Raw genomic sequence first — 22,608 nt, 5'->3', positions numbered from 1 at the left:
TACCCGAAAGCAAGCCAAATAGCTGATATGCTTTAAGGTTATAGCGTGCACAACAAACTGGCCCGGGATTTGCTTAACTTGGGCAGCGCCTGCCACGGCGGGACAGAATGACGCCTTATCAAGGGCGCACAATTGGGAAAACGCATTTGACTTTTAGGGAGAATATGTATGCGTCCGGTTACCAAAAAAATCTTGATCGCAAGCACCGCTCTGCTGGCTGGCCTCGGCATGGCTTACAGCGCATCGGCGCAGGAAATTATCAAATTTTCGCACGTTGTTGCCCCCAACACCCCAAAGGGTAAAGCTGCCGATTATTTCAAAAAACGTGCAGAAGAAATCCTGGGCGACAAGGTTAAAGTCGAAATTTATCCGAACTCGCAGCTTTTTAACGACGACAAGGTTCTGCCGGCCATTCTGCGCGGTGACGTACAGTTTGGTGCACCGTCGCTGGCCAAATTTGGCAAATGGACCAAAAAGCTCGGCATTTACGACCTTCCGTTCCTGTTTAAAGACATGAACGCCGTGACCTGCTTCCAGGACAGCGAAAATGGCAAAAGCCTGTTTAACGCCATGTCCGACAAGGGCCTGACCGGCGTTGGCTACTGGCACAATGGTCTCAAGCAGCTTTCGGCCAACAAGCCGCTGCGCGAACCGGCCGATGCCAAGGGCCTGAAGTTCCGTATTCAAAGCTCGGACGTTCTGGCGGCCCAGTTTGAAGCTGTCGATGCGGTTCCGCAGAAAATGGCTTTCTCCGAAACCTATTCGGCCCTTCAGACCGGCGTTGTTGATGGTCAGGAAAACACCTGGTCGAACATCTATTCGCAGAAATTCTACGAAGTGCAGGATTACATCACCGAATCCAACCACGGCCTGCTGGATTATATGGTCGTGACCTCGACCAAATGGTGGGATGGTCTGGACCCGGAAATCCGTGATGGTCTGACCCAGGCAATGCAGGAAGCTACCAAATATGGCAACGATCTGGCTGCGGAACTGACCGCACAGCAGCGCCAGGAAGTCATCGATTCCGGTGAAACCAACCTGATCGAACTGACCGATGCACAGTTCAAGGACTGGCAGACAGCGATGAAGCCGGTCTGGAACCAGTTCTCGGGCGAAATTGGTCAGGACCTGATTGATGCCGCTGCGGCCTGCAACAAGTAATTCCCTGTAAATCTTTCTGGATAAGGGACCGTTTACGATGATCTCGACGGTCGTTAACCGGCTGGAGGAGGGCTTCATTGCCCTCCTGCTCGCCGCTATGACTACACTTACCTTCGCCAATGTCATTGCCCGGTATGTGTTTAATTCCGGCATCACATGGGCATTGGAAACAACCCAGTTTCTGTTTGCCTGGCTGATCCTGTTTGGCATGTCCTACGGGGTCAAGATTGGCAGTCATATTGGTGTTGATGCGCTGGTGAAACTGTTTCCGGCAACCTTTCAGCGCGTTATCGGCCTGATCATTGTCGCATCCGGCCTACTTTACTGCTTCTGGATCACCAAAGGCGGCTGGGAACTGGTGGCCTTTAACCACATGCTGGAAATGGAAGCCGAAGATTCCCCCGTGATGCTGTGGGTGGTTTATCTGATCATGCCGGTTGGCGGCGCACTGCTGGCGTTTCGTCTGGCCCAGGTAGGATGGCGGATCATTACCGGCAAACAGGTCGGCTTTACCCTTGCCGATGAAGCCCGCGAAGCCATTGACCAGCTTGGCGGCAAGGCCGATGTCAACGACGATGCACAGGGCGGTTCACACCGTTCTGCATCCTAAGCCGCAAAGAGGAATCGCTTCCCATGACCATTGCATTCCTGTTTGTTCTGCTTTTTGCGATGATGGCGTTTGGCGCCCCCATCGCGCTGTCGCTGGGTGTGTCATCGCTGGCAACCATCCTGCTTTTTGGCAGTGACAGCCTCGCCACACTGGCAGAAAAACTTTTCAGCGGGATGGAGCATTACACTCTTCTCGCCATTCCTTATTTCATTCTTGCCTCCACCTTTCTCTCAACCGGGGGCGTCGCCCGCCGCCTGATCAATTTTGCCGTCAATTCCGTGGGCTGGTTTCCCGGTGGCCTGGCAATGGCATCGGTTCTGGCCTGCATGTTGTTTGCGGCTGTTTCCGGCTCCTCTCCGGCGACGGTTGTCGCCATTGGTTCCATCGTCATTGCCGGCATGGTCAAATCGGGCTATCCGCAAAGCTTTGCTGCCGGTGTGATCTGTAATGCCGGGACACTTGGCATTCTGATCCCGCCCTCCATCGTGATGGTGGTGTATGCCGCCGCAACACAGGTTTCGGTCGGCCGTATGTTCCTGGGCGGCGTTATTCCGGGCCTGATGGTGGGCATCATGCTGATGCTGGCAATTTACATTGTCGCAAAAATCAAAAAACTGCCCAAACAGGACCGCCCCAGCCTTGGTAAATGGGGGGGCAGCCTGCTTTCGGCTTCTGGCGGCCTGCTCCTGGTTGTTCTAATCATGGGCGGCATTTATGGCGGGGTCTTCACCCCGACCGAAGCTGCCGCCGTAGCGTCCTTCTATGCCATGCTTGTTGCCGTGCTGTTTTATCGCGACATGGGCCCGATCAAGGAGCAGCCCTGGATCCCTGAAGGCGGCAATACCGGCTTTGGTGCCATTGCCACGCGCAATATCGGCCTGATGGGCAAAGCGATTGTCCTGCTGCCCTTTGACAAGGACATCCGTCACGTCCTGCTCGAGGCGGGCAAAGTGACCATCATGCTGATGTTCATCATTGCCAATGCCATGCTGTTTGCCCATGTGCTGACAACCGAACGCATCCCGCACACCATTGCCGAAACCATTATCGGCTGGGGCCTTCCGGCCTGGGGCTTCCTGATTGTCGTCAATATCGTCCTGCTGATTGCCGGTAACTTCATGGAACCATCTGCCATCCTGATGATCATGGCACCGATCCTGTTCCCGATCGCCATGAAGCTGGGCATTGACCCGATCCATCTTGGCATCATCATGGTGGTCAATATGGAAATCGGCATGATCACGCCGCCAGTGGGGCTTAACCTGTTTGTCACATCGGGCATAACGGGGATGCCGCTGCTCAAGGTGGTCAAGGCCGCCTTCCCGTGGCTGATGATCCTGCTGGTCTTCCTGATCATCATCACCTATATCCCCGCCATTTCCACATGGCTTCCGACCCTGCTCATGGGCCCGGAAAAGGTGATGAATTACTAATACCAACCTGCACTGATCGAAACCGATCAGTGCAGTTCTCAATAAGTTTTACTCATAGAGAACAGGTATAACATCACCATATGAGCTGACCTTCAAGGGGCATTCCAAAACCGGAATGCCCCTTTTTATTTGTAAAATTGCATGGCAGCCATTCAGGGCTGTATCATTATGCCTGTTTGAAACGCGCCGGTTTTTATGGATAATAAACATCATTGAATCGTTTCATCCAATATCAGGCAGGCAAAGCGTTCGTATCGGGAAAACCCGACGGGCGTAAATCATTTTGCGCAGGGAAACCATGCGCAAAAAATCCGTCCGCCCGAGCACGACCTTTAACCGCAAAACACTATTCACCGTGAAGACAAACCGGGATCGGACTGCCCCATGACCACCCCTGCTGCCGCGCTCAATACCAAACGGCTTGCCATTTTGCTGGCCGCGCTAACCGCCATCGCTCCCTTTGCGATTGATACTTACCTGCCCGCCATTCCGGCGATGGCAAAGGATTTTGGCGCGCCTATACATGATGTCGAAGTCTCCATCAGCTGCTTTCTGATCGGCTTTGCCCTGGGGCAGCTTACCGGCGGGCCAATGTCGGACCGGGTGGGGCGCCGCCCTGTCGCGCTCACCGGACTTGCCATTTACGTATTTGCCAGCGCCATTATCCTCACGGTGCAAAGCCCGCTTGCCCTGAACATCATGCGCTTTATCCAGGCCATTGGCGGGGGTTTTGCCCTGGTGATTGTTGGGGCATCGGTGCGCGATTTGTTTGATGGCAAGGAGGCCGCCCGCATGTTCGCCCTGATCGCGGTGATCATGATGATTGCGCCACTGGTCGCCCCCACAGTGGGCGCGGCCCTGCTAACCTTTTCAAGCTGGCGGTCGATTTTTGTCCTGCTGGTGATTTATGGCAGCATCATGCTGGTTGTGATCTGGATGAAACTGCCCGAAACCACCCGACTGCGTCCGCGTTATGCGGGCCCGGCCCGGCGTGTCTGGTGGACCTATCTGGAAGTTTTGCGCACCCGCAATGCGGTGGGTTTCATGATGGCCCATACCGGGGCCAGTGCGGTGATGTTCAGCTTCCTCACCGACTCGCCCTTTATGTATATCGATTATTTCGGCGTTGATGCCGCCCATTTCCCCTATCTGTTCGGGGCAAATGTGCTGACCATCGTGTTTTGCAACCGCATCAACAACCCGTTGCTTAAACGCATGGAATGCCATCAAATTCTGGCCATTGGCGTGGTGGTCCAACTGGTGGCGGTAGTGGCCCTGTTTGTCGCCTGCAATTTCTTTACCCCATCGCTTTATGTCGTAGTGCCGCTGGTGATGGTGTCGGTGGGTGCCATTGGCCTGACCGCGCCCAACGCCACCGCATCCTTCATGCAGTATTTCCCGCATATTGGCGGCACCGCCACCGCCCTTATGGGCACCATGCAGTTTTCCTGTGGGGCGCTGGCAGGGGTTTTTCTGGGCTGGTTACATAACTTTGAAAGCGGGTTATGGCCGGTGACAACCTGTATGCTGGGCTTTGGCATTTTTGCCAACCTGATGACGCATCTGGTTGCCAAGCCCAAACAGGCAACAGAAAATACGGCAATGACCGCCTGAACAGCAGGGAAAGATATAGCAGATGGCATTACTGGATTTTGATGGCAGCAGGCGTGTCATGGCACCGTATAATTGCTGACAAAATCAAATTCTGTTTGATCTATGCCACAAGATCAGGGATGACGCCTGAAACACCCCTTTCAAATCCTAAAAACAGGAACACTCATATGCCACTTATGGATTTTAACGCCTGCGGGCGCGAAATGGCCCGCTACAATCGCTGGCAAAACCGCGTCCTGTTTGATTTATGTGACCAAATCGGCGATGACGCCCGCCGGGCGGATCGCGGCATGTTTTTTGGCTCCATCCACGCCACACTTAATCACATTCTGTATATTGATCAGCGCATTACCACACTGCTGAAGGGCGGCAACCCGGGTGCCTTCACACCGACCATCATTATCGCCGATGATTTTGCCGAATTACGCCGCCAGCGCGAAGACATGGATGCCTATCTGGAAACCCTGACCGATCCTGAAAATATCGGCTGGCAGGACAATATCCGCACCCTCGCCGATGTGGACGGCATCGTGCGTGATGTCCCCTTGCAGGTGCTGTATCTGCAGATTTTCAATCACCAGACCCATCATAGGTCGCAAATTACCAGCGAACTGCACAAAATGGGTGTGGATTACGGCATTACCGACGTTCCGTTAACGCCGGGCATGCCATTTTGACCTGATTAAACGGCGATATTCCTAGCGTCCCTGGAAGACCGGTTTGCGTTTTTCCAGGAACGCGGAATAACCTTCCTCGAAATCGTCGCTGTCAAAGGCAAGGTAGCCATCATCAAATTCACGCGGTGAAATGGTACCGCCCTCGACCAGGCGGTTGATCATTTTTTTGTGCATCCGCTGGCTGATCGGCGCACCCCGGGCAATCCGGCCAGCAACGTTTTCAATTTCGTTTTCAAAATCTTCTATCGCCACGACCTGGCTGACAAAACCGATCTTAAGGGCACGGGCCGCATCAAACATCTGCCCTTCAAACAGAACTTCCATCAGGGTCGCCCGCCCCAGCACATCAAGCAGAATTTGCAATTCCGGGTATCCCAGGGTTGCGCCCAGCTTCATCGGTGGCATCATGAAACGGGCATCATCGGCGGCAATGCGAAAATCGCACGCCGCCGCCAGCACCATTGAGGCCCCGACACAAACCCCGTCAATCGCGGCAATCACCGGATGCTGGCAGGACTGGATATTTTGCAGGGCCTCGGCATGCAACAGGCCATAATCACGCGCCTTGTTAAAACCGCGCCGTTCGCGCACAAATTCATGAATATCCGCCCCGGCGCCAAACCCGGCCCCGGCCCCGCCGCGAATAACCACACAGCGCAAATCATCCCGCACGCCCAAATCGGCAATCAGGCGGGAAAGTTCCGCCCACATCGGTTTGGTCAGTGCGTTTTTACGCTCTGGCTGACAAATGGTGACAGTGGCAATCCCCTCCGCAATATCCGTGGCCAGTCCGGCATCATTCGTCATGGGTTCGCCCTCTTTCTCAATGGGATCAGGATCATCAACCGATAGCGCGAATTGCCTGACTTGCCAATCGGCGAGTCATCTGCGTCGTCGGCGCATTACAATTATAACCTGTATTTGTATCATCCCGCCACACAGGACATGACGGCCCCCCGGAAACAACAAATCGGCAATCCTGACCAATTAGACAGCGGCTTTTCTTTGCGCTTTTGCGCAGAAACGGCTAAGACGGGCCGTCATCCGAGCCCAGAGGAACTACAGCCATGTCAGATCAGTCAAAAACAGCGTCGCACTGTTCATATGCCGCCAAAACTGTCGCCCGTATCCTGCTGGATATTAATGCGGTCAATTTTCGCCCGGAAGAACCCTATATCCTGACATCCGGCTGGGCCAGCCCCACCTATATTGACTGCCGCAAGCTGATTTCGTTTCCGCGTGCACGTCGCAAAGTCATCGACCTAGCCGCCCGCCAGATTTCGGATCACGCCGGTTATGAACGCTTTGACGCGGTTGCGGGTGGCGAAACCGCAGGTATTCCCTATTCTGCGTGGCTGGCAGAGGCGCTCGACCTGCCGATGCAGTATGTCCGCAAAAAGCCCAAAGGCTTTGGCCGCAAGGCGCGTATTGAAGGCGACATTCATGAAAACCAGCGTGTTCTGCTGGTCGAAGATTTGGCAACCGATGGCGCATCGAAGGTCAACTTTGTCAATGCCATCCGCGAAGCCGGTGCCGAATGCAAACATGCCTTTGTCGTGTTCTTCTATGGTGTCTTCCCCAATGCACTGGAAGAACTGAAAAAGGACGATATCGACCTGCATTATCTATGCACCTGGCACGATGTGCTCGCCGTTGCAGAAGAAGGCGAATATTTCAGCAAGGACGCCATTGAGGGCGTGCGCGATTTCCTGGCCGATCCAATCGGATGGTCCAAGGCACATGGCGGCAAGCACGACTAAGCAGCGAATTGCATAAAACATGTTTCAAGGTCGCCGCATTCCGGCGGCCTTTTTTCATGGCAACATCCAGGCATTGCACCGCACTTCAAATTCAATCACATTGAAAGCCAATGAAAATTCAGCGGGTCCGCCCGCCAGACGGAGGCATGAATGCGCAAATTTTTCGGGATATTGCTGCTGGCATGGGTAACGATCATCACCTCTACCAGCCTCACCAAGGCCGAAGAAACCCTTAAAATAGGTATTAGTGGCTATCCCGAAACACTGCATCCCGCCTTTTCATCCTCGGCCGTGCAATCCTATATCCTGGGTTTCGTGCGCCGTCCGATCATGGTTTATAACCATGAATGGAAAATTGCCTGCATGATGTGCGACACCGTGCCATCCTTTGAAAATGGCTTGGCAAAACGTGTGCCCTTGAAGGACGGCAAAGAAGGCGTACAACTTAGCCTGTCGCTGCCGGAAAATGCCAAATGGGGCGATGGCGCACCGTTGACGACAAAGGATGTCGCCTTTAGCATCGAGGTGGGTAAAAACGAAAAGGTCGCGGTTGCCAACAAGGAAGTTTACAACCGCATCGTTGATTTCAACATGATTGATGACCATCACTTTACCGTCACGATGGACCGCATTGATTACAGCTATAATGCCTTTCTGGGTGTTGAAATTCTGCCTGCCCACCTTGAAAAACCGGTCTATGACCAGGACCCGGCGACCTATCAGAAACGCAGCCTTTATGTCACCGCGCCCGATACACCGGGCCTGTGGTTTGGCCCCTATCTGGTCAAAAAGGTGATTACTGCCAGCGCGGTGATGCTGGAGGCCAACCCCTATTGGTGGGGCGACAAACCGCAAATCACATCCATCCAGTTGCGCAATTTTGAAAATACCGCCGCGCTGGAGGCCTCGCTGCGTGCCCGTGAAATTGACTACACGCCCGGCGAAATCGGCCTTTCGATTGACAAGGTCATCGCCTTTCAAAAGCGGTTTGGCGACAAATACGACATCATCTATAAAAAGGGCCTGTCCTATTATCATCTGGACGTAAACAGCGCCTTTGCCCCGCTGGGCGACCGCAGGGTGCGCCAGGCCCTGCTATATGCCATCGACCGCGATGAAATCAGCCAAAAACTGTTTGCCGGTAAAAACACCCCGGCGCTGGATTTCATTCACCCCGATGATCCGGTCTTTACCGATGATGTCGCGCATTATCCGTTTGACCCGGCAAAGGCCGATGCCCTGTTAAATGAAGCCGGATGGATGCGCACCGGCACAGCCATGCGCAAAAATGACAAGGGCGACACTTTGCATTTCACCCTGTATGGCGCAACCGAAAGCAGCACCGGGCAGTTGATCCAGCAGGTGTTGCAGAACCGCTGGAAACAGGCGGGCATTGATGTGGATATTCTGAACCAGCCTGCCCGGGTTTTGTTTGGCGAAACCCTGCCGCAACGCAAATTTGACGGGCTGGCGATATTTGGCTGGCTGTCAGCCCCCGAACATCTGCCGCTGACCATTCTGAAATCCGACCAGATCCCGACCGCCGAAAACCATTTCGAGGGGCAGAATTATACCGGATATAGCAACCCGAAGGTTGATGCCCTGATCGACCAGATCGAACTGGAACTGGATTTTAACAAACGCGTGCCACTATGGCATGAATTGCAAAAAATCTATGCGACCGACCTGCCCGCCCTGCCGCTATATCATGGGGAACAGGGTTTCATTTTCCCCAAATGGCTCAAGGGTATTCGCCCCACGGGGCATATGTATCCAAGCTCGCTTTGGGCAGAACAATGGTATCGGACGGATCAGTAAACCATCATGCGGCGTTTTATCTTTACCCGGCTTTGGCAAACCGCCCTTGTGATGCTGCTGGTTTCCTTCGGGGCCTATGTGCTGATCGGGCTTATGCCCGGCGACCCGATTGACCTTATGATCACGGCAAACCCGGCCATTACTTCGGCCGATGTGGCGCGGCTCAAGGCGCTTTACGGGCTGGATCAACCTTTGATCCTGCGCTGGTTTCACTGGTTATGGTCCGCCCTGAACGGTGATTTTGGTTATTCGCGCCTGTTTACCCAGCCCGTAACGGCCCTTATTGGTCCGGCATTGATCAACAGCCTGGAATTGATGCTGGCAAGCTGGGCGCTATCCCTAGCCATCGCCCTTCCCGCCGGGATTTACGCCGCCTTAAAACCCCATTCCTTCCGTGATTACGGCATTAACCTTGCGGCCTTTGCCGGTGTTTCCATTCCGCCCTTTTGGCTGGGTCTGGTCGCGATTCTGGTTTTTGCCGTATCGCTACACTGGCTTCCGGCAGGGGGTACAGGGCAGTTGGATGATGCCCAGGGGTGGGAAGGTTTGCGTTACCTGATATTGCCCGTTGCCACCCTGACCATTGCCAGTGTCGGATCGCACATCCGCTTTGTACGCGGTTCCATGATCGAGGTGATGCGCCAGGATTTTATCCGCACCGCACGGGCCAAGGGTCTGTCGGAACGCGGTGTTGTGGTGCGCCATGCCCTGCGTAATGGCATGATGCCGGTTGTCACCCTGCTGGGGCTGGAATTTGGCAGTCTTTTTTCCGGCGCGCTGATTACCGAAACCCTGTTTTCCTGGCCCGGCATGGGACGGCTGATTTATAATGCCGTGATCGGGTCAGATTATAATCTGGCGATGGCGGGTTTGATGCTGGCAACGCTGGTAACACTGATTGGCAATCTTCTGGCCGATATTGGCTACAAGCTGCTGGACCCAAGGGTGAAGCTGTCATGACCCGACAAAACCCTGCGCCAAAAACGGCAAAGCTCCGCGCAAAATCCGCCAGCCCGTGGCGGCTGGCCGTCCGCCGTTTTTCCCGGCACAAACTGGCCTGGATCAGCCTGGTTATTTTGCTGCTATTTGCCGTGGCATCGGCGGCGGCCCCGCTGATTGCCCATTGGCTGGGTACCGATGCCCAGGCGGTGGACCTGTTTTCGCGTTATGGCCCGCCCAGTTGGGAACATCCGCTCGGTACGGACGAATTGGGCCGCGATGTGTTGCTGCGCCTGCTATATGGCGGGCAGGTATCGCTTATGGTCGGGGTCAGTTCTGCCCTGTGTGCCGCCGTGATTGGCACCTTCATTGGTGTTATTGCCGGATTTCGCGGCGGGTGGCTGGATGGCTTTTTGATGCGCTTTACCGATGGCGTCATTTCCCTGCCGCTTTTGCCGCTGCTCATTGTGCTTGCCGCCATTGATCCAGGTAAGCTCGGCATTCCGCGCGATGTGATCAATGGTGAAAGTTTCAGCCTCTATCGCATTATTCTGATCATCGCCCTGTTTGGCTGGACGACCGTGGCCCGCCTGGTACGGGCGGCGACCCTTGCGCTGCGCGAACGCGAATTTGTCCTGTCCGCCCGTGCTTTGGGGGCCGGGCCGGGGCGCATTATCTGGCGGCATATCCTGCCCAATGTTGTGACCCCCATCATCATCGCCACCACCCTTGCGGTGGGGAACGTCATTTTAATGGAAAGCGTGCTGAGTTTTCTGGGGCTGGGCATTCAGCCGCCCGTGCCCAGTTGGGGCAATATGCTGACCCATGCACAGGAATTTATCTGGGATGCGCCGTTGCTGGCATTGTGGCCGGGCTTGCTGATTTTTATCACGGTGATTGCGGTCAATTTCCTGGGCGATGGCCTTCAGGATGCCCTGGACCCGCGCGCCAGTAACGACGTTGCCCCTGCAACTGGACAGAATGATCCACAAACGGCACAATAAATTAACGGTCTACACTTCGTAATAGAAACAATATCATGGCGGCAACGCCCCTGCTTGGGGCTGTGCAATCGACGGGCAAAGGAACCCTGCATGACATATCGTGGTATTTTGCGATGCGCTGTTCCGCTGGCAGGTTTGCTGGCCCTTTTTGCCTGCGCCCCAATGACCCCACCGGCACAGCCTTCTGCCACCAATGCTTCGGGGATTGTCACCCCCTGGAGCTGGAATGCCCCCGCGCCCGAAGCCGCCAATGCAACACCGCCCGCCCGGCAGGATGAGCAACCATCCTCCTCTGCCGCCCGGAACATGGCATCGCCCCAACAGCCAATGCGCCCCGAACCGGGCACGATGATGCCAAACCCGAACGGCACGGCAATCCCCTATCAGGGGGCCGCCACCGCCCTAAGCCCCACGCAACAAACCGAACTGGACGAAGCCCGCATTGCCCTGGGCATTCTGGACCGCATGGCAAATCGTTGCCTGACCGAGGCCGATGCCGCCGCCTGCACGACATTTCAGGTCAACTGGCCCAATCTGTCACGCCAGCTTCGCCAAAGCCTCGGCGTGATTTCGGGTACGGATTTCACCGACCCGATCGTGCCACAAACAGCAAACGATTTTTCGCAATACTCCTCGCCCGTCGGAAATGTCCCGCGCCGGGCGTCTTCAACCGAACCGTCGATGGAAAAAGAAATTCCCTTGATCCCCGGCAACTAGACAGCACCGCCAGCGAAAACATTGAATTTACAGCGACGTCACCTTAAAGTTGCATCGTCACCACTATAAAAACGATGCTAAAGGCAGGTTTTTGCAAACTGTTTTGAGATAGAACAAAGTGAACGTCAAATCGCTGGTTTATCCTGCCTTCATCATTATCGCCCGGTCGTTCCAGATGTCCCGGGCCGCAGAAGAAGGAGCTTCTGGCAGATGTTTCGCGATATGCTTGTCCACATTGACAATACCAAACCCTGCGCCGAACGGCTTTCGGTGGCGCTGAATGTTGCAAAGGCACACAAGGCCCATCTGACCGGCCTGTATGTTCTGCCCCGTGCAGAAATCCCGCGTTTCATGGAAGTGCAAATTTCCGCCGACATCATGGAAGCCCAGCGTCGCACCATCCGCGAGGGCGCAGCATCGGCCAAGGTCGCCTTCACCGAAGCCTGCGAACAGGCGGGTGTTCCGTTTAACTGGCAGGAAGTAAATTGCCTTGCCACCGAAATTGCCGATACCGTTGCCATGTATGCCCGCCATCATGACCTGACGGTTCTGGGCCAGTACGACCCGGAAAGCTCCGACCCGTCCTCGACCTCGGAAATGCCTGACAAGGTTATTCTGACCGCAGGTGCCCCCATTCTGGTTGTGCCGCGTTATGGAAAATATGAAACCATCGGCACCCGGATCATGGTGGCCTGGAAACCTTATCGCGAAGCCGTTCGCGCCGTAAATGATGGCATGTCCTTTTTGGAAAATGCCAAGTCCGCCCTGGTGCTGTGTGCGGACCCCAACAAGGCCGCGCGCGATTCCATCCCGGTTCCCGGTGTGGATATTGCCGACCGCCTGGCACGTCATGGTGTCAATGTGCGCAAGGAAACCATGAATGCCGAAGGTATTAGCGTTGGCGACCTCCTGCTGTCGCGTGCTGCCGATGAAAGCATCGACCTTATGCTGTGCGGGGCCTATGGCCGCCCGCGCCTGCGCGAATTGATGCTGGGCGGTGTAACGCAACATCTGCTCAAGCATATGACCGTGCCGGTTCTGTTCTCGCACTAATCTTTTTCATCTGCCTTCGCAAAACGGCCAGTCTTATGATTGGCCGTTTTGTTGTTTTGAATATCATCAAGACACCACCGACACACCACCGCGCAACCACCTTGCACAGGGTGGTTTGCCGCTGCCTGCAAGAAATGATTCCCCCCGTTCCATCAAGTCGATAAAGTCTGCCCAACAGATCAATTTATCCGCTTTTGAGGTTTGCCATGACCACATCCGATTCCGGCACATTAAACGCAGGTTTGGGCAATTCGGCTGCCAGCCGCGACGTTGCCAGCGTATTGCACCCCTACACCAATTTCACCGCGCATGAAAAAACCGGCCCGCTGGTCATTACCAAGGGCAACGGCATTTATGTCAGCGATGATAGTGGCAAAAACTATATTGAAGGCATGGCCGGATTATGGTGTGCGTCGCTGGGTTTTAGTGAAAAACGCCTGGTTGCCGCCGCGACAAAGCAGCTTGAAACCCTGCCCTTTTACCACAATTTCGCCTCGCGCAGCACCAACCCGACCATTGATTTGGCAAGCAAGCTTCTGGAAATGGCACCGGTGCCGATGTCAAAAATCTTTTTCGCCAATTCGGGGTCCGAAGCCACCGACAGCGCGATCAAGATGGTGTGGTATTATCACAATGCCATTGGCCGCCCGGAAAAGAAGAAAATCATTTCGCGCAAACGCGGCTATCACGGAGTCACCGTTGCCTCGGCCTCGCTCACCGGGCTTCCGGGCAATCACAAGCTGTTTGACTTGCCGATTGACCGCATTTTGCACACCGAAACACCGCATTTCTGGCGCGAAGCCCAGCCCTATGAAACCGAAGAAGACTTTGCCACCCGCATGGCCGAAACCCTTGAGGATCTGATCCAGGCGGAAGGCCCGGAAACCATTGGCGCCTTCATTGCCGAGCCGATCATGGGCGCGGGCGGCGTGGTTGTCCCGCCGCGCACCTATTTTGATAAAATTCAGGAAGTCCTGGCGCGCTATGACATTCTGTTCATTGCCGATGAAGTGATTTGTGGCTTTGGCCGGACGGGTCGCATGTTTGCCAGCGAAACCTTTCGCCTCAAACCCGATATGATCACGGTGGCAAAGCAGCTTTCATCGGCCTATCAGCCGATCTCGGCATTGTTCATCAACGAAAAGATTTATGCCGCCCTGAAAAAAGGGGCCGATGAGGTGGGCGTATTTGGTCACGGCTTTACCTATTCGGGCCATCCGGTGGCGGCTGCCGTTGCCCTTGAAACCCTTAAAATTTACGAGGAAGACGGCATCGTTGATCATGTGCGCGATGTGATGGGCCATTTCCAGAAACGCCTGCGCGATCTTAACAAATTTGACAATGTGGGCGAAACTCGGGGACGCGGCCTGATTGGGGCCTTTGAACTGGTGGCCGACAAATGCGCCAAAACACCCTTTGCCCCCACCGGCTGGGCGGGCAAGGCGGTTGCCGAACTGTGCCTGCAGGAAGGCGTTATTCTCCGGGCAATGGGCGATAGCGTTGCCCTGTGCCCGCCGCTGATCATTACCGATGAGCAAATCGACGACATGTTCGACAAAATTGAAATCGCCCTAACCAAGTGGCATCAATCGATTTGATTTTGCTTTACCGTGTAAAAAGGCCATAAATTGCGACGTCAGGCCCGTTTTATGGAAACGGGCCTGACGAACCCTTAGGGGCATGACAGCACTGTCTTTTGCGCATGGCGATTATATCTGTCTGTCATCGGACACGACTCTGACGAAATATTTTGCCGTTTCAACGCCGCAAACCATTTTAAACACATTAAAAATTTCATCGGCAGCAATCTGATTTCCATCACACATCCGTGTTTGCGCCGTCGAAAGAGACAGGTTTTGCGCCGTTTAATCGTATCGCATCGCCAGTTTTGGCGAAATTACGGCAGTTGGTCTTGCCAAACACGTTTATTACCGCCAAATTGTGGGTCAGGGGCGAGATCGACATAGAAACAGGATGGACCGCCTTTTTGCCAGCAAGCTTCCTGGTGAGACTGGAATCGCTTAAAAATTTGATGCGGGTCAATGCGCCCAGGTCTGAAAAAGACGATAAGCGCACCACACCCCCGGACAGGATGCGCCCGGAAATGCTGGTCCCGCCAGTTGCAAAGCCAGCGGGAAAGAAAAAAAACTTCGCGGGATATTCCGCATAGAACCGCGAAGTGACAGGCGAAAGATGCAAAGATGAATTATAATAATTTCTTTAAAGACGCGATTGGTGGCCTGAAGGCTGAAGGCCGTTATCGTGTGTTCGCAAATCTTGAGCGCATCGTCGGTGAATTTCCGCGCGCCTGGCTCCATACTGGCAACGGTGAAAAACCGCGCAAAATCACAGTTTGGTGCTCGAATGACTATCTTGGCATGGGCCAGCACCCGAAGGTCATTGAAGCCATGAAGGCCGACATTACCGGCCAGGGTGGCGGCGTTGGGGGAACACGCAATATTTCCGGCTCCAACCATGTCCATGTCGCACTGGAAGAAGAACTTGCCAGCCTGCATGGCAAGGAAGCTGCCCTGCTGATGACGTCAGGTTACGTCGCCAACTGGACGACTCTGTCCACCCTTGGCTCGAAACTGCCTGACTGCGTGATCATTTCCGATGCCTTCAACCACAATTCCATGATCGAGGGCATGCGCCATTCCAAGGCCGAACGCCGCATCTGGAAACATAACGACCTTGAACATCTTGAACAGATTCTGGCTGACCTTGGCCCCAACCGCGCCAAGATTGTCGCCTTTGAATCGGTTTATTCGATGGATGGCGACATTGCGCCGATCAGCAAAATTCTTGATCTGTGCGAAAAATACAATGCCCTTTCCTATCTGGACGAAGTCCATGCGGTTGGCATGTATGGCCCGCATGGTGGGGGTGTTGCCGAACGTGATGGTGTGATGGATCGCGTTGACATTATCCAGGGCACCCTTGCCAAGGCATTTGGTGTTGTGGGCGGTTACATTGCGGGCAACAGCGAAGTTATCGATTTTGTCCGCAGCTTTGGCAATGGCTTTATTTTCACCAGTTCCCATCCGTCCAGCATTGCTGCCGGTGCGCTTGCCAGCATTCGCCACCTTAAAGAAAGCAATGTTGAACGCGAAGCCCAGAAGGAACGCGCCGAAACACTGCGCAAACGCATGCGTGCGGCTGGCCTGCCGGTTATGGACGCGCCCAGCCATATCGTCCCGCTGATGGTGGGGGATGCCGCCATGTGCAAGGAAGCCAGCGACCGCCTGCTGTATGATCACGACATTTACGTCCAGCCGATCAACTATCCGACCGTGCCGCGCGGAACCGAGCGCCTGCGCTTTACCCCCGGCCCGCTGCATAATGACGAATTGATCGACCATCTGATCAGTTCCCTGCTGACGGTTTGGGGCCAGCTTGGCATTCAAAAGGCTGCCTGATCATCAGCTTCTGATCGAGACATCCTGTCACAAAAAGGTCGCTCCTTCGGGGCGGCCTTTTTGATTCCGGGCCATTCCCCCTTCTACATTGCTTTATTCCCGGAAAAGATCCTTTATGCCCTGTTTGCATTTAACGGGGTTGGTTCTATATTCACCATACGGGATAAAGTTGCGGGATCATCAAAGCTCTTGCAATTAAGAACCGTTCGCGATAACGTCGGGCCCGTAACGGATCGGGAACCGCCATGTATACGGATAGAACCTTGCTGCCCAAAGAATGCCTTCGCCTGTGCGCACTTGGAACTTTGGCCCTCTCGGACAAGCCGATCAGCTATGCCGATCTGGCCAATCAGGTTCGCCATTTCACCGCCCATATCATGGGGCCATCGCTTGATATGATGGGCTCATCCCTCCAGCTTTTAAAACTGGAAGGCTTAGTGCGTGAAACCTGCAGTGCTGGCGGCAAAGGGGAAGGCGAACTTTCGCTGACCGATGCAGGCCGCAGCAAATTCAACGAATTAATGCAAGGCACATTGCGCGATACCTCGGGCGAGCTTTCCCGTCTTGTGATGGCGCTTAAAATGCGGTTCCTGCATTTGCTCGATGCTGAAACCCGCCAGGACCAGGTGGAAATCCTGAAGGATGTTTGCGAACTTGACCTTGATCGCATATTGGCCCTGCGCGACCAGCACGAAAATGATGAAGGTGCGTTTATTAGCTGGATCGACATGGAAATTGCCCGCCTGAAACAAAAACAGGCCTGGCTTGAGACCCTTGTTACCGGCTGATATTAACATCCGCCCCGAACAGCACGGGGATGAGGGCCGTATTCACGCGCTGACCCGCCGGGCTTTTGCAGGGGCCAAACACAGCGACGGCACCGAACAGGATATTATTGACCGTCTTCGCAACAGCTGCAAGCTTGCCTGTTCACTGGCCGCCTGCCGGGGCGCCCAGATTGTCGGCCACGTCGCCTTTTCTCCCATTTACATCGCTGGCACACAAGGGGCTCCCGCTCAATGGTACGGGCTTGGTCCGGTTTCGGTCGCCCCCGACCAGCAACGCCAGGGCATTGGCAAGGCCCTGATCACACAAGGGCTGGCCATCCTTGAAAAAACCGGCACGGCGGGTGGTTGTGTGGTTCTCGGGGATCCCGCCTATTATCAAAAATTCGGGTTTGTGCCATCGCCCAAGCTGACATTCCCCAACGCGCCGGCGCAATACTTCATGGTCCAGTCATTTGAAAGTGATATACCCACCGGTATTGTTCACTATGATGCTGCATTTGGTGTCTGACCAACCTGTCCCATCTCCCGCCGTGTCTCGGCTCCCGCCAACGCCCGGGCCCCTTACCTTAAACCGACGCACCTGACCCCGCTCCCTTTCCGCTGTCGGGTGGTATTTCAAATCCCTCCCTTAATGACTTGAATATATATGCCAACAAATGCCCAGACCTGTTTGACCAGGATTGGCAGAGGCGCTAGTGTTATGTTTTTACAAAATATTGCCTTGTTTCTGTGCATAATTGGCAATCAAACCGTGAATGTGCCTGTTTTTGAAAGAGTGTGAAGTTGCCCCAGTCTAACGCTACAATTGAAGAAGAAGTGTCGCGCGAACCCAAGCAGACTTTTGGCACCGACGGCATTGATCCGATGGACAGGCCCAGCCGCATTACCCGCTTTTTTATGGGCATCGTTTCCTGGGCCGAACGGCTGAATTACAAATATGCCAAACTTGGCAATCCGCCCGTTTACGATAATGCGACATTCCCCTGGGCGGCCGAGATCGAAAAGGAATGGCCTGCCATCCGCAAGGAACTCGACCAGGTTTTACAGCGCCAGGCGGACCTGCCCTCGTTTCAGGATATTTCAACCGACGTCAAAACCATCTCGACCGATAATCACTGGAAAACCTTTTTCCTATTGGGTTTTGGCGTCAAATCGGAAAAAGCCATTCAAAGCTGTCCGGAAACCTGGCGTATCGTCAATAAAATCCCCGGCCTTAAAACAGCGATGTTCTCGATCTTTGAACCGGGCAAGCATCTTCCGGCCCATCGCGGCCCCTATAACGGGGTTCTGCGCATGCACTTGGGCCTGATCGTGCCGGAACCGGCCGATAAACTTGCCATTCGGGTCGATAAACAGGTTTGCCACTGGGAAGAAGGCAAGGTTCTGATTTTTGACGATGCCTATGAACATGAGGCCTGGAACCATACCGACAAAACCCGGGTGGTCCTGTTTGTCGATTTTGAAAAGCCGCTGAAATTCCCCGCAGTCCTGGTTCATAAAATCCTGATGAACCTTGCCATCTTTACCCCGTTCCTGCGCGAAGGCCTGGATAATCATAAGGAATGGGAAAAGAAATTTTACGCTGAAGCCGAAAAATTGCGCAATCAGCCCAAACCCTGAGCGCTGCTTTATCGCGTCCTTCCTACACGAAAAACCCCGAACTGTTGCCGGTTCGGGGTTTTGTTTTGGCAGGACACGCTCTATTGAATGACCTAATAAAGATGCTGGCCGCCGGTAACAAAAATTTCCGTCCCGGTCACATAGCTCGATTCATCGCCCACCAGATAATGTACCGCTGCGGCGACATCTTCTGGCGTGCCCATGCGGTTCATGGGGATGCGGGGAACAAGGGCCTCGTATTCCGGCGAGATCATGGCTGTTTTGATTTCACCCGGTGCCACGGCATTCACTCGCACACCCAGCTCGGCAAATTCCACCGCCATTTCGCGCGTCAGCCCCGAAAGGGCCGCCTTTGACGTGGAATAGGCCGACCCGGCAAACGGATGCACATAATGCCCGGCAATCGAGGTGATATTGCAAATCGCACCCTTGCCGCGATGCAGAGCCGCGGCAAAACCGCGCGACAATGTTAACGGCGTGAAGAAATTGATTTCAAACACATCGCGCCAGCCCGACAAATCGCCATTCAGGCACCCCAAACGTTCCTTGTAAGGTGTTTTGGGCGAGACCCCGGCATTATTGACCAGGGCATGAAGCGGGTCATCGCCCAGCAATTCATTGGCCTGGGCAATGAAACTTTCCACATCTTCGGGTTTGGAAAGATCGGCACGGATGTGAATGCCCTGTGCCGGGTCACGCGGGCAACTGGGGGGCGGCGCCTCGCGGGAACAGCAAATAACCCGCCAGCCCCGTTTGGCAAAATAACCAACCGTAACATGTCCGATCCCGCGGCTGGCACCGGTCAGAACAACGGTTTTGGGTGCGGCGGCGTTGCTCATTAAATGCTATCCCTGCTGATGGCGCACAAAACGCCGTTTATATCCCGAACCCGTCACGCGGGACCGTCATCTGCCCCGGCGCGGCAATCCTTGAACATCCTGATGAAACAATAACTTTGCCGGTCAGAATGCACATTGATGTATCCCGTCGATATAGGCCAAATTTGGCCTAACCGCCACCACCTGCAATCAAAATCGGGAAATATATCTGCCTGCCACCTGTCCGGCCGCAAGCAAAAACGCAAGGATAGACCAAGACGGGATCTGTTTAAAATAAACAGCCCGGTCTTCTTTGAAACACGTCGTGCCGTGCCCCAGGGGATATGGGATCAAACCCGCATTTTACCAACCACGGCAACGTCATGGTCTATCGCCACTGCGAAAGAGAACGACAGGCACAAGCCTGGTTAAAGATAAAAGGTTAAACCGGGATGACGGATATCAATCCGTCTCGGTGTCGTTCGCGCCACAAGGAGGAACACTATCAACTGCCTGATAATGCCGATGGAACATAGCCCCAAGATCGGGAAGCTGTGCCGTTTCAGCAATTTCAGAAGCAAGTTCTTCGGACATTGCGGCGAAATCTATTACATCGCGCAAAGACAACATTTGGGATCACCCTTTGCCAGACATTTCTCCAGGACGAAAGCCGCCCACAGACCCTAAGACATTTTTTTGTAATAATTACCCAGAGCCTGATCCTTTTTTTTCGCAGGCGCAACAAAAAAAGGCGCAGAAAACCGCGCCTTTTTGCCACCGAAAATCCCTGATCAGGACTTTCTAGTGGAGTTTCAACAAGATGGGTGACGTTTGCGTCAATGCATTATCCACAACGGCAATGCACATTTTGCCAACATATCCTGGGTCACACCGCCCAAAATCATTTCCTTGAAGCGCGAATGGCTATAAGCCCCCAAAACGATGCTATCTGCCTCGCAATTTTTTGCCGCATCCATCAGGGCCGCCGCCACGTTTGACTGGTCCGGGCGCAGATCAACTTTGGCCTTCACCCCATGCCAGACAAACTGTTCCGCGAGCGCCTGTGCGGTGGCGCGGCCATGCGGGACTTCACCCACACTGACAATGGTAATTTCGCTGGCCTGGCGCAAAAGCGGCATCGAGGATGTCACCGCCCGGGCAGACTCGACCCCGCCATTCCAGGCAATCATTACCTTCGAGCCCACATCGCCCGGCACGGTTTCCGGTGCCACCAGCAAGGGTCGCCCGGTTTCCATCAAACAGGCATCAAATGTCAGCGATGCGGCGGCTTCGCGCGGGTCCCGGCCAATCACCACCAGGTCAAACAATCGCCCGCGCCTTGCAACGGTTTCATCCTCGCGCCCGTCATCCCGACGCCACGCACAAGTCGGCTGCAGGGTGGGTCGCGGTGCATCAGCCTCGTCAATACCGGCGGCCTCGCGCGCGGTGCGATAGGCGGCCTCGGCATTTGCCAGGCGTTTTTTGGTTTCCTTTTCGGCGGCCCCCATCATTTCTTCAATGATCAGGCCCGACATGCCCTCCCCCACAATCGGAATAACATCCTGTGGTTCGGGGGCAACAAATATCACTTCCAGATGCGCGTCAAAGCGCCGGGCAGCACTAAACGCCAGTGCAAGAACCCGCCGGTCCATTTCCGATCCAGCAACCGGAGCCAAAATTGTGCGTACAGCCATGGTTTCATACCCCATATTCGGTTGAGCCTGATCGTTCTGCCATCCTGACGGGCGGGATAATCGCAACAGGATCGCAGTGATCTGTAAAAAGGCAGTTTCACGCTAATTCATTATGTCGTCTTTGTCAGAAATCAAGAAACTGTAATTTCTCAAAGTTCCGTTACGTTACCTCGCGATAACGACAGCTGCAAATTTTCGCGACGATATTGTCTTTCACCCTGTTCGTATCAATGTTGAAAGCGTGGGGCAAAATTAATGCGTCGAAACAGGATAAAACCCAAAAACAATTCTACCAATTTCCATTTTGTTTTTGACGCGGCGTTCCAAAATGTAACATTAACACCATCGAATGTTAAAAACCGTGAATGGAAAAGCCGCTAGGCACGCGCCAACCCGGCATATATCTGAACCCGCAAGCCGACGGACAAAGACCGAAACCAATGAATTATAGCGAACTGTATGAAAACGCGCTTGAGGCTTCCGAATTTCTCAAATCCCTGGGAAACCAGTGGCGTTTGATGATTTTGTGTTCACTTGGCGGAACGGAAAAGTCGGTCGGAACGCTTGAAAACGAATTGCAGCTCAAACAATCCGCACTCTCACAACATCTTGCCCGGCTTCGGCGTGATGGCCTTGTCAAAACGCGGCGCGATGCCCAAACGATCTATTATTCGATCAAAGACCCCAATGTCACGAAGGTGATCCTGACCCTGCAAGAGGTTTTCTGCCCGCCCGACAAGGCATAACCAGGCGGCAACGTTTTCTGCAAGCGGGCACAGCCAACAAAAAACGTCGCCATCTTCGCCCCTTAGGGAAACAGCTTTTCAACCAGCCAGCCATTACCCTCGACATTGCGGGTATAAAGCTGGCGATCATGCAGGCGGAACGTACCTTCCGACCAAAACTCGATCCGGTCGGGAACCAGGCGATACCCGCCCCAATGTTCCGGACGCGCAACCTTGCCAAAACCAAATTTGGCCGTAAATTCCGCTACCCGTTTTTCCAGATCAAACCGCCCCGACATGGGGCGTGATTGCACCGATGCCCAGGCACCAATCTGGCTGCCACGCGCACGCGACTGAAAATATTCATCCGACTCGGCAGCACTTACCTTGCGGGTCGGGCCTTCGATACGCACGCAGCGTTCCAGTTTTTTCCAGTGAAAGCACAAGGCTGCATAGGGATTTTCACCAAGCTGCGTTCCCTTGCGGCTTTCGTAATTGGTATAAAAAACAAATCCTTCAGGATCAAAATCCTTAAGCAGCACAACGCGTGCAGACGGCCGCCCCTGTGCATCCGCCGTTGCCAGTGTCATGGCATCGGGATAGGCATCTTCCTTGTTTTTTGCCTCACGGAACCATACATCAAAAAGATCGAACGGATCATTGTGGGGCACCTGCCCAATTTTTGTCGTAATTTTTTCGTCCATTACCCTAAACCGTCCTTTTATAACGTGTTTTGGCTCAACTGGTTGGCATCT

Annotated in this window: 23 protein-coding genes; 17 read left to right on the top strand and 6 right to left on the bottom strand. The window is 54.2% G+C overall.

Annotation, left to right across the window (positions count from 1 at the left end; genetic code table 11):
• The first annotated feature begins 168 nt into the window (after positions 1–168).
• The 5 genes from LF95_RS05200 (at position 169) to LF95_RS05180 (ending at position 5,498) form a co-directional block, all read left to right on the top strand.
• Positions 169–1,164, top strand: coding sequence for a TRAP transporter substrate-binding protein (locus tag LF95_RS05200; protein WP_073953980.1), 996 nt, complete (start codon positions 169–171; stop codon positions 1,162–1,164).
• 37 nt (positions 1,165–1,201) lie between these two features.
• Complete coding sequence (locus LF95_RS05195; RefSeq protein WP_073953979.1) at positions 1,202–1,774, top strand: TRAP transporter small permease; 573 nt, start codon at positions 1,202–1,204, stop codon at positions 1,772–1,774.
• 23 nt (positions 1,775–1,797) lie between these two features.
• Positions 1,798–3,207, top strand: a complete 1,410-nt coding sequence (locus tag LF95_RS05190; protein WP_073953978.1) for a TRAP transporter large permease — start codon at positions 1,798–1,800, stop codon at positions 3,205–3,207.
• Between the two features lie 384 nt (positions 3,208–3,591).
• On the top strand, positions 3,592–4,821 hold the full coding sequence (locus LF95_RS05185; protein WP_073953977.1) for a multidrug effflux MFS transporter: 1,230 nt from the start codon (positions 3,592–3,594) through the stop codon (positions 4,819–4,821).
• 167 nt (positions 4,822–4,988) lie between these two features.
• Positions 4,989–5,498 (top strand): DinB family protein, encoded by a 510-nt coding sequence (locus LF95_RS05180; RefSeq protein WP_083607511.1) that lies wholly within the window; start codon positions 4,989–4,991, stop codon positions 5,496–5,498.
• A 21-nt stretch (positions 5,499–5,519) separates the two neighbouring features.
• Here the strand turns inward: LF95_RS05180 and LF95_RS05175 are convergent, their stop codons facing one another.
• A complete protein-coding gene (locus tag LF95_RS05175) occupies positions 5,520–6,305 on the bottom strand; it encodes an enoyl-CoA hydratase/isomerase family protein (RefSeq protein WP_073953976.1) in 786 nt (261 codons plus the stop codon).
• A gap of 260 nt (positions 6,306–6,565) precedes the next feature.
• Between LF95_RS05175 and LF95_RS05170 the strand changes: the two genes are divergently transcribed.
• The 7 genes from LF95_RS05170 to LF95_RS05140 all read left to right on the top strand — a co-directional run bounded on the left by LF95_RS05170 (position 6,566) and on the right by LF95_RS05140 (position 14,387).
• Entirely contained in the window at positions 6,566–7,258 is a 693-nt protein-coding gene (locus LF95_RS05170; protein WP_073953975.1) for an orotate phosphoribosyltransferase, read from the top strand.
• 150 nt (positions 7,259–7,408) lie between these two features.
• A complete protein-coding gene (locus tag LF95_RS05165; RefSeq protein WP_073953974.1) occupies positions 7,409–9,076 on the top strand; it encodes a peptide ABC transporter substrate-binding protein in 1,668 nt (555 codons plus the stop codon).
• A gap of 6 nt (positions 9,077–9,082) precedes the next feature.
• Positions 9,083–10,036 (top strand): ABC transporter permease, encoded by a 954-nt coding sequence (locus LF95_RS05160; protein WP_073953973.1) that lies wholly within the window; start codon positions 9,083–9,085, stop codon positions 10,034–10,036.
• Complete coding sequence (locus LF95_RS05155; RefSeq protein ID WP_073953972.1) at positions 10,033–11,019, top strand: ABC transporter permease; 987 nt, start codon at positions 10,033–10,035, stop codon at positions 11,017–11,019. Before LF95_RS05160 ends, LF95_RS05155 begins: the two co-directional genes overlap by 4 nt.
• Positions 11,020–11,109: 90 nt before the next feature.
• Positions 11,110–11,736, top strand: a complete 627-nt coding sequence (locus LF95_RS05150; protein WP_073953971.1) for a hypothetical protein — start codon at positions 11,110–11,112, stop codon at positions 11,734–11,736.
• A gap of 210 nt (positions 11,737–11,946) precedes the next feature.
• On the top strand, positions 11,947–12,789 hold the full coding sequence (locus LF95_RS05145) for a universal stress protein (RefSeq protein ID WP_073953970.1): 843 nt from the start codon (positions 11,947–11,949) through the stop codon (positions 12,787–12,789).
• Between the two features lie 206 nt (positions 12,790–12,995).
• Positions 12,996–14,387 carry an aspartate aminotransferase family protein gene (locus tag LF95_RS05140; RefSeq protein ID WP_073953969.1) on the top strand — a complete coding sequence of 464 codons (1,392 nt, stop codon included), beginning with the start codon at positions 12,996–12,998 and terminating at the stop codon, positions 14,385–14,387.
• A 220-nt stretch (positions 14,388–14,607) separates the two neighbouring features.
• On the opposite strand, the gene LF95_RS05135 is transcribed toward LF95_RS05140, so the two are convergent.
• A complete protein-coding gene (locus LF95_RS05135; protein WP_073953968.1) occupies positions 14,608–14,988 on the bottom strand; it encodes a hypothetical protein in 381 nt (126 codons plus the stop codon).
• 2 nt (positions 14,989–14,990) lie between these two features.
• On the opposite strand from LF95_RS05135, the gene hemA reads away from it, so the two are divergent.
• From hemA to LF95_RS05115, 4 genes are all read left to right on the top strand, one after another.
• The gene (hemA, locus tag LF95_RS05130) at positions 14,991–16,208 is read left to right on the top strand and encodes a 5-aminolevulinate synthase (protein ID WP_073953967.1); all 1,218 of its coding nucleotides are present in this window, start codon (positions 14,991–14,993) and stop codon (positions 16,206–16,208) included.
• Positions 16,209–16,453: 245 nt separating this feature from the next.
• Positions 16,454–16,996, top strand: coding sequence for a hypothetical protein (locus LF95_RS05125; protein WP_073953966.1), 543 nt, complete (start codon positions 16,454–16,456; stop codon positions 16,994–16,996).
• On the top strand, positions 16,983–17,504 hold the full coding sequence (locus tag LF95_RS05120) for a GNAT family N-acetyltransferase (protein WP_073953965.1): 522 nt from the start codon (positions 16,983–16,985) through the stop codon (positions 17,502–17,504). The genes LF95_RS05125 and LF95_RS05120 overlap by 14 nt, the downstream gene beginning before the upstream one ends.
• 275 nt (positions 17,505–17,779) lie before the next feature.
• On the top strand, positions 17,780–18,616 hold the full coding sequence (locus LF95_RS05115) for an ornithine lipid ester-linked acyl 2-hydroxylase OlsC (RefSeq protein ID WP_073953964.1): 837 nt from the start codon (positions 17,780–17,782) through the stop codon (positions 18,614–18,616).
• A 92-nt stretch (positions 18,617–18,708) separates the two neighbouring features.
• Here the strand turns inward: LF95_RS05115 and LF95_RS05110 are convergent, their stop codons facing one another.
• From LF95_RS05110 to LF95_RS05105, 3 genes are all read right to left on the bottom strand, one after another.
• Positions 18,709–19,455, bottom strand: a complete 747-nt coding sequence (locus tag LF95_RS05110) for an SDR family NAD(P)-dependent oxidoreductase (protein ID WP_073953963.1) — start codon at positions 19,453–19,455, stop codon at positions 18,709–18,711.
• Positions 19,456–19,896: 441 nt separating this feature from the next.
• Entirely contained in the window at positions 19,897–20,064 is a 168-nt protein-coding gene (locus LF95_RS22925) for a hypothetical protein (protein WP_168173660.1), read from the bottom strand.
• 206 nt (positions 20,065–20,270) lie between these two features.
• Positions 20,271–21,128: a universal stress protein gene (locus LF95_RS05105; protein ID WP_073954857.1), complete on the bottom strand. Its 858-nt coding sequence runs from the start codon at positions 21,126–21,128 to the stop codon at positions 20,271–20,273.
• Positions 21,129–21,568: 440 nt separating this feature from the next.
• Between LF95_RS05105 and LF95_RS05100 the strand changes: the two genes are divergently transcribed.
• On the top strand, positions 21,569–21,874 hold the full coding sequence (locus LF95_RS05100) for an ArsR/SmtB family transcription factor (protein WP_073953962.1): 306 nt from the start codon (positions 21,569–21,571) through the stop codon (positions 21,872–21,874).
• A gap of 62 nt (positions 21,875–21,936) precedes the next feature.
• Here LF95_RS05100 and pdxH read toward each other — a convergent pair whose 3' ends face one another.
• Positions 21,937–22,557 carry a pyridoxamine 5'-phosphate oxidase gene (gene pdxH / locus LF95_RS05095; protein ID WP_073953961.1) on the bottom strand — a complete coding sequence of 207 codons (621 nt, stop codon included), beginning with the start codon at positions 22,555–22,557 and terminating at the stop codon, positions 21,937–21,939.
• Positions 22,558–22,608: the final 51 nt, after the last annotated feature.

It is taken from the genome of Thalassospira sp. TSL5-1, assembly GCF_001907695.1.
Lineage (GTDB): Bacteria > Pseudomonadota > Alphaproteobacteria > Rhodospirillales > Thalassospiraceae > Thalassospira.
Note: the sequence above shows the minus strand (reverse complement) of the source record. Positions and strands in the feature narration are given on the sequence as shown.

Bases quoted from the DNA above. Each gene is read 5' to 3' on its own strand.
- LF95_RS05200 (WP_073953980.1), top strand. From the start codon at position 169: ATGCGTCCGGTTACCAAAAAAATCTTGATCGCAAGCACCGCTCTGCTG.
- LF95_RS05195 (WP_073953979.1), top strand. From the start codon at position 1,202: ATGATCTCGACGGTCGTTAACCGGCTGGAGGAGGGCTTCATTGCCCTC.
- LF95_RS05190 (WP_073953978.1), top strand. From the start codon at position 1,798: ATGACCATTGCATTCCTGTTTGTTCTGCTTTTTGCGATGATGGCGTTT.
- LF95_RS05185 (WP_073953977.1), top strand. From the start codon at position 3,592: ATGACCACCCCTGCTGCCGCGCTCAATACCAAACGGCTTGCCATTTTG.
- LF95_RS05180 (WP_083607511.1), top strand. From the start codon at position 4,989: ATGCCACTTATGGATTTTAACGCCTGCGGGCGCGAAATGGCCCGCTAC.
- LF95_RS05175 (WP_073953976.1), bottom strand. From the start codon at position 6,305: ATGACGAATGATGCCGGACTGGCCACGGATATTGCGGAGGGGATTGCC.
- LF95_RS05170 (WP_073953975.1), top strand. From the start codon at position 6,566: ATGTCAGATCAGTCAAAAACAGCGTCGCACTGTTCATATGCCGCCAAA.
- LF95_RS05165 (WP_073953974.1), top strand. From the start codon at position 7,409: ATGCGCAAATTTTTCGGGATATTGCTGCTGGCATGGGTAACGATCATC.
- LF95_RS05160 (WP_073953973.1), top strand. From the start codon at position 9,083: ATGCGGCGTTTTATCTTTACCCGGCTTTGGCAAACCGCCCTTGTGATG.
- LF95_RS05155 (WP_073953972.1), top strand. From the start codon at position 10,033: ATGACCCGACAAAACCCTGCGCCAAAAACGGCAAAGCTCCGCGCAAAA.
- LF95_RS05150 (WP_073953971.1), top strand. From the start codon at position 11,110: ATGACATATCGTGGTATTTTGCGATGCGCTGTTCCGCTGGCAGGTTTG.
- LF95_RS05145 (WP_073953970.1), top strand. From the start codon at position 11,947: ATGTTTCGCGATATGCTTGTCCACATTGACAATACCAAACCCTGCGCC.
- LF95_RS05140 (WP_073953969.1), top strand. From the start codon at position 12,996: ATGACCACATCCGATTCCGGCACATTAAACGCAGGTTTGGGCAATTCG.
- hemA (WP_073953967.1), top strand. From the start codon at position 14,991: ATGAATTATAATAATTTCTTTAAAGACGCGATTGGTGGCCTGAAGGCT.
- LF95_RS05125 (WP_073953966.1), top strand. From the start codon at position 16,454: ATGTATACGGATAGAACCTTGCTGCCCAAAGAATGCCTTCGCCTGTGC.
- LF95_RS05110 (WP_073953963.1), bottom strand. From the start codon at position 19,455: ATGAGCAACGCCGCCGCACCCAAAACCGTTGTTCTGACCGGTGCCAGC.
- LF95_RS22925 (WP_168173660.1), bottom strand. From the start codon at position 20,064: ATGTTGTCTTTGCGCGATGTAATAGATTTCGCCGCAATGTCCGAAGAA.
- LF95_RS05105 (WP_073954857.1), bottom strand. From the start codon at position 21,128: ATGGCTGTACGCACAATTTTGGCTCCGGTTGCTGGATCGGAAATGGAC.
- LF95_RS05100 (WP_073953962.1), top strand. From the start codon at position 21,569: ATGAATTATAGCGAACTGTATGAAAACGCGCTTGAGGCTTCCGAATTT.
- pdxH (WP_073953961.1), bottom strand. From the start codon at position 22,557: ATGGACGAAAAAATTACGACAAAAATTGGGCAGGTGCCCCACAATGAT.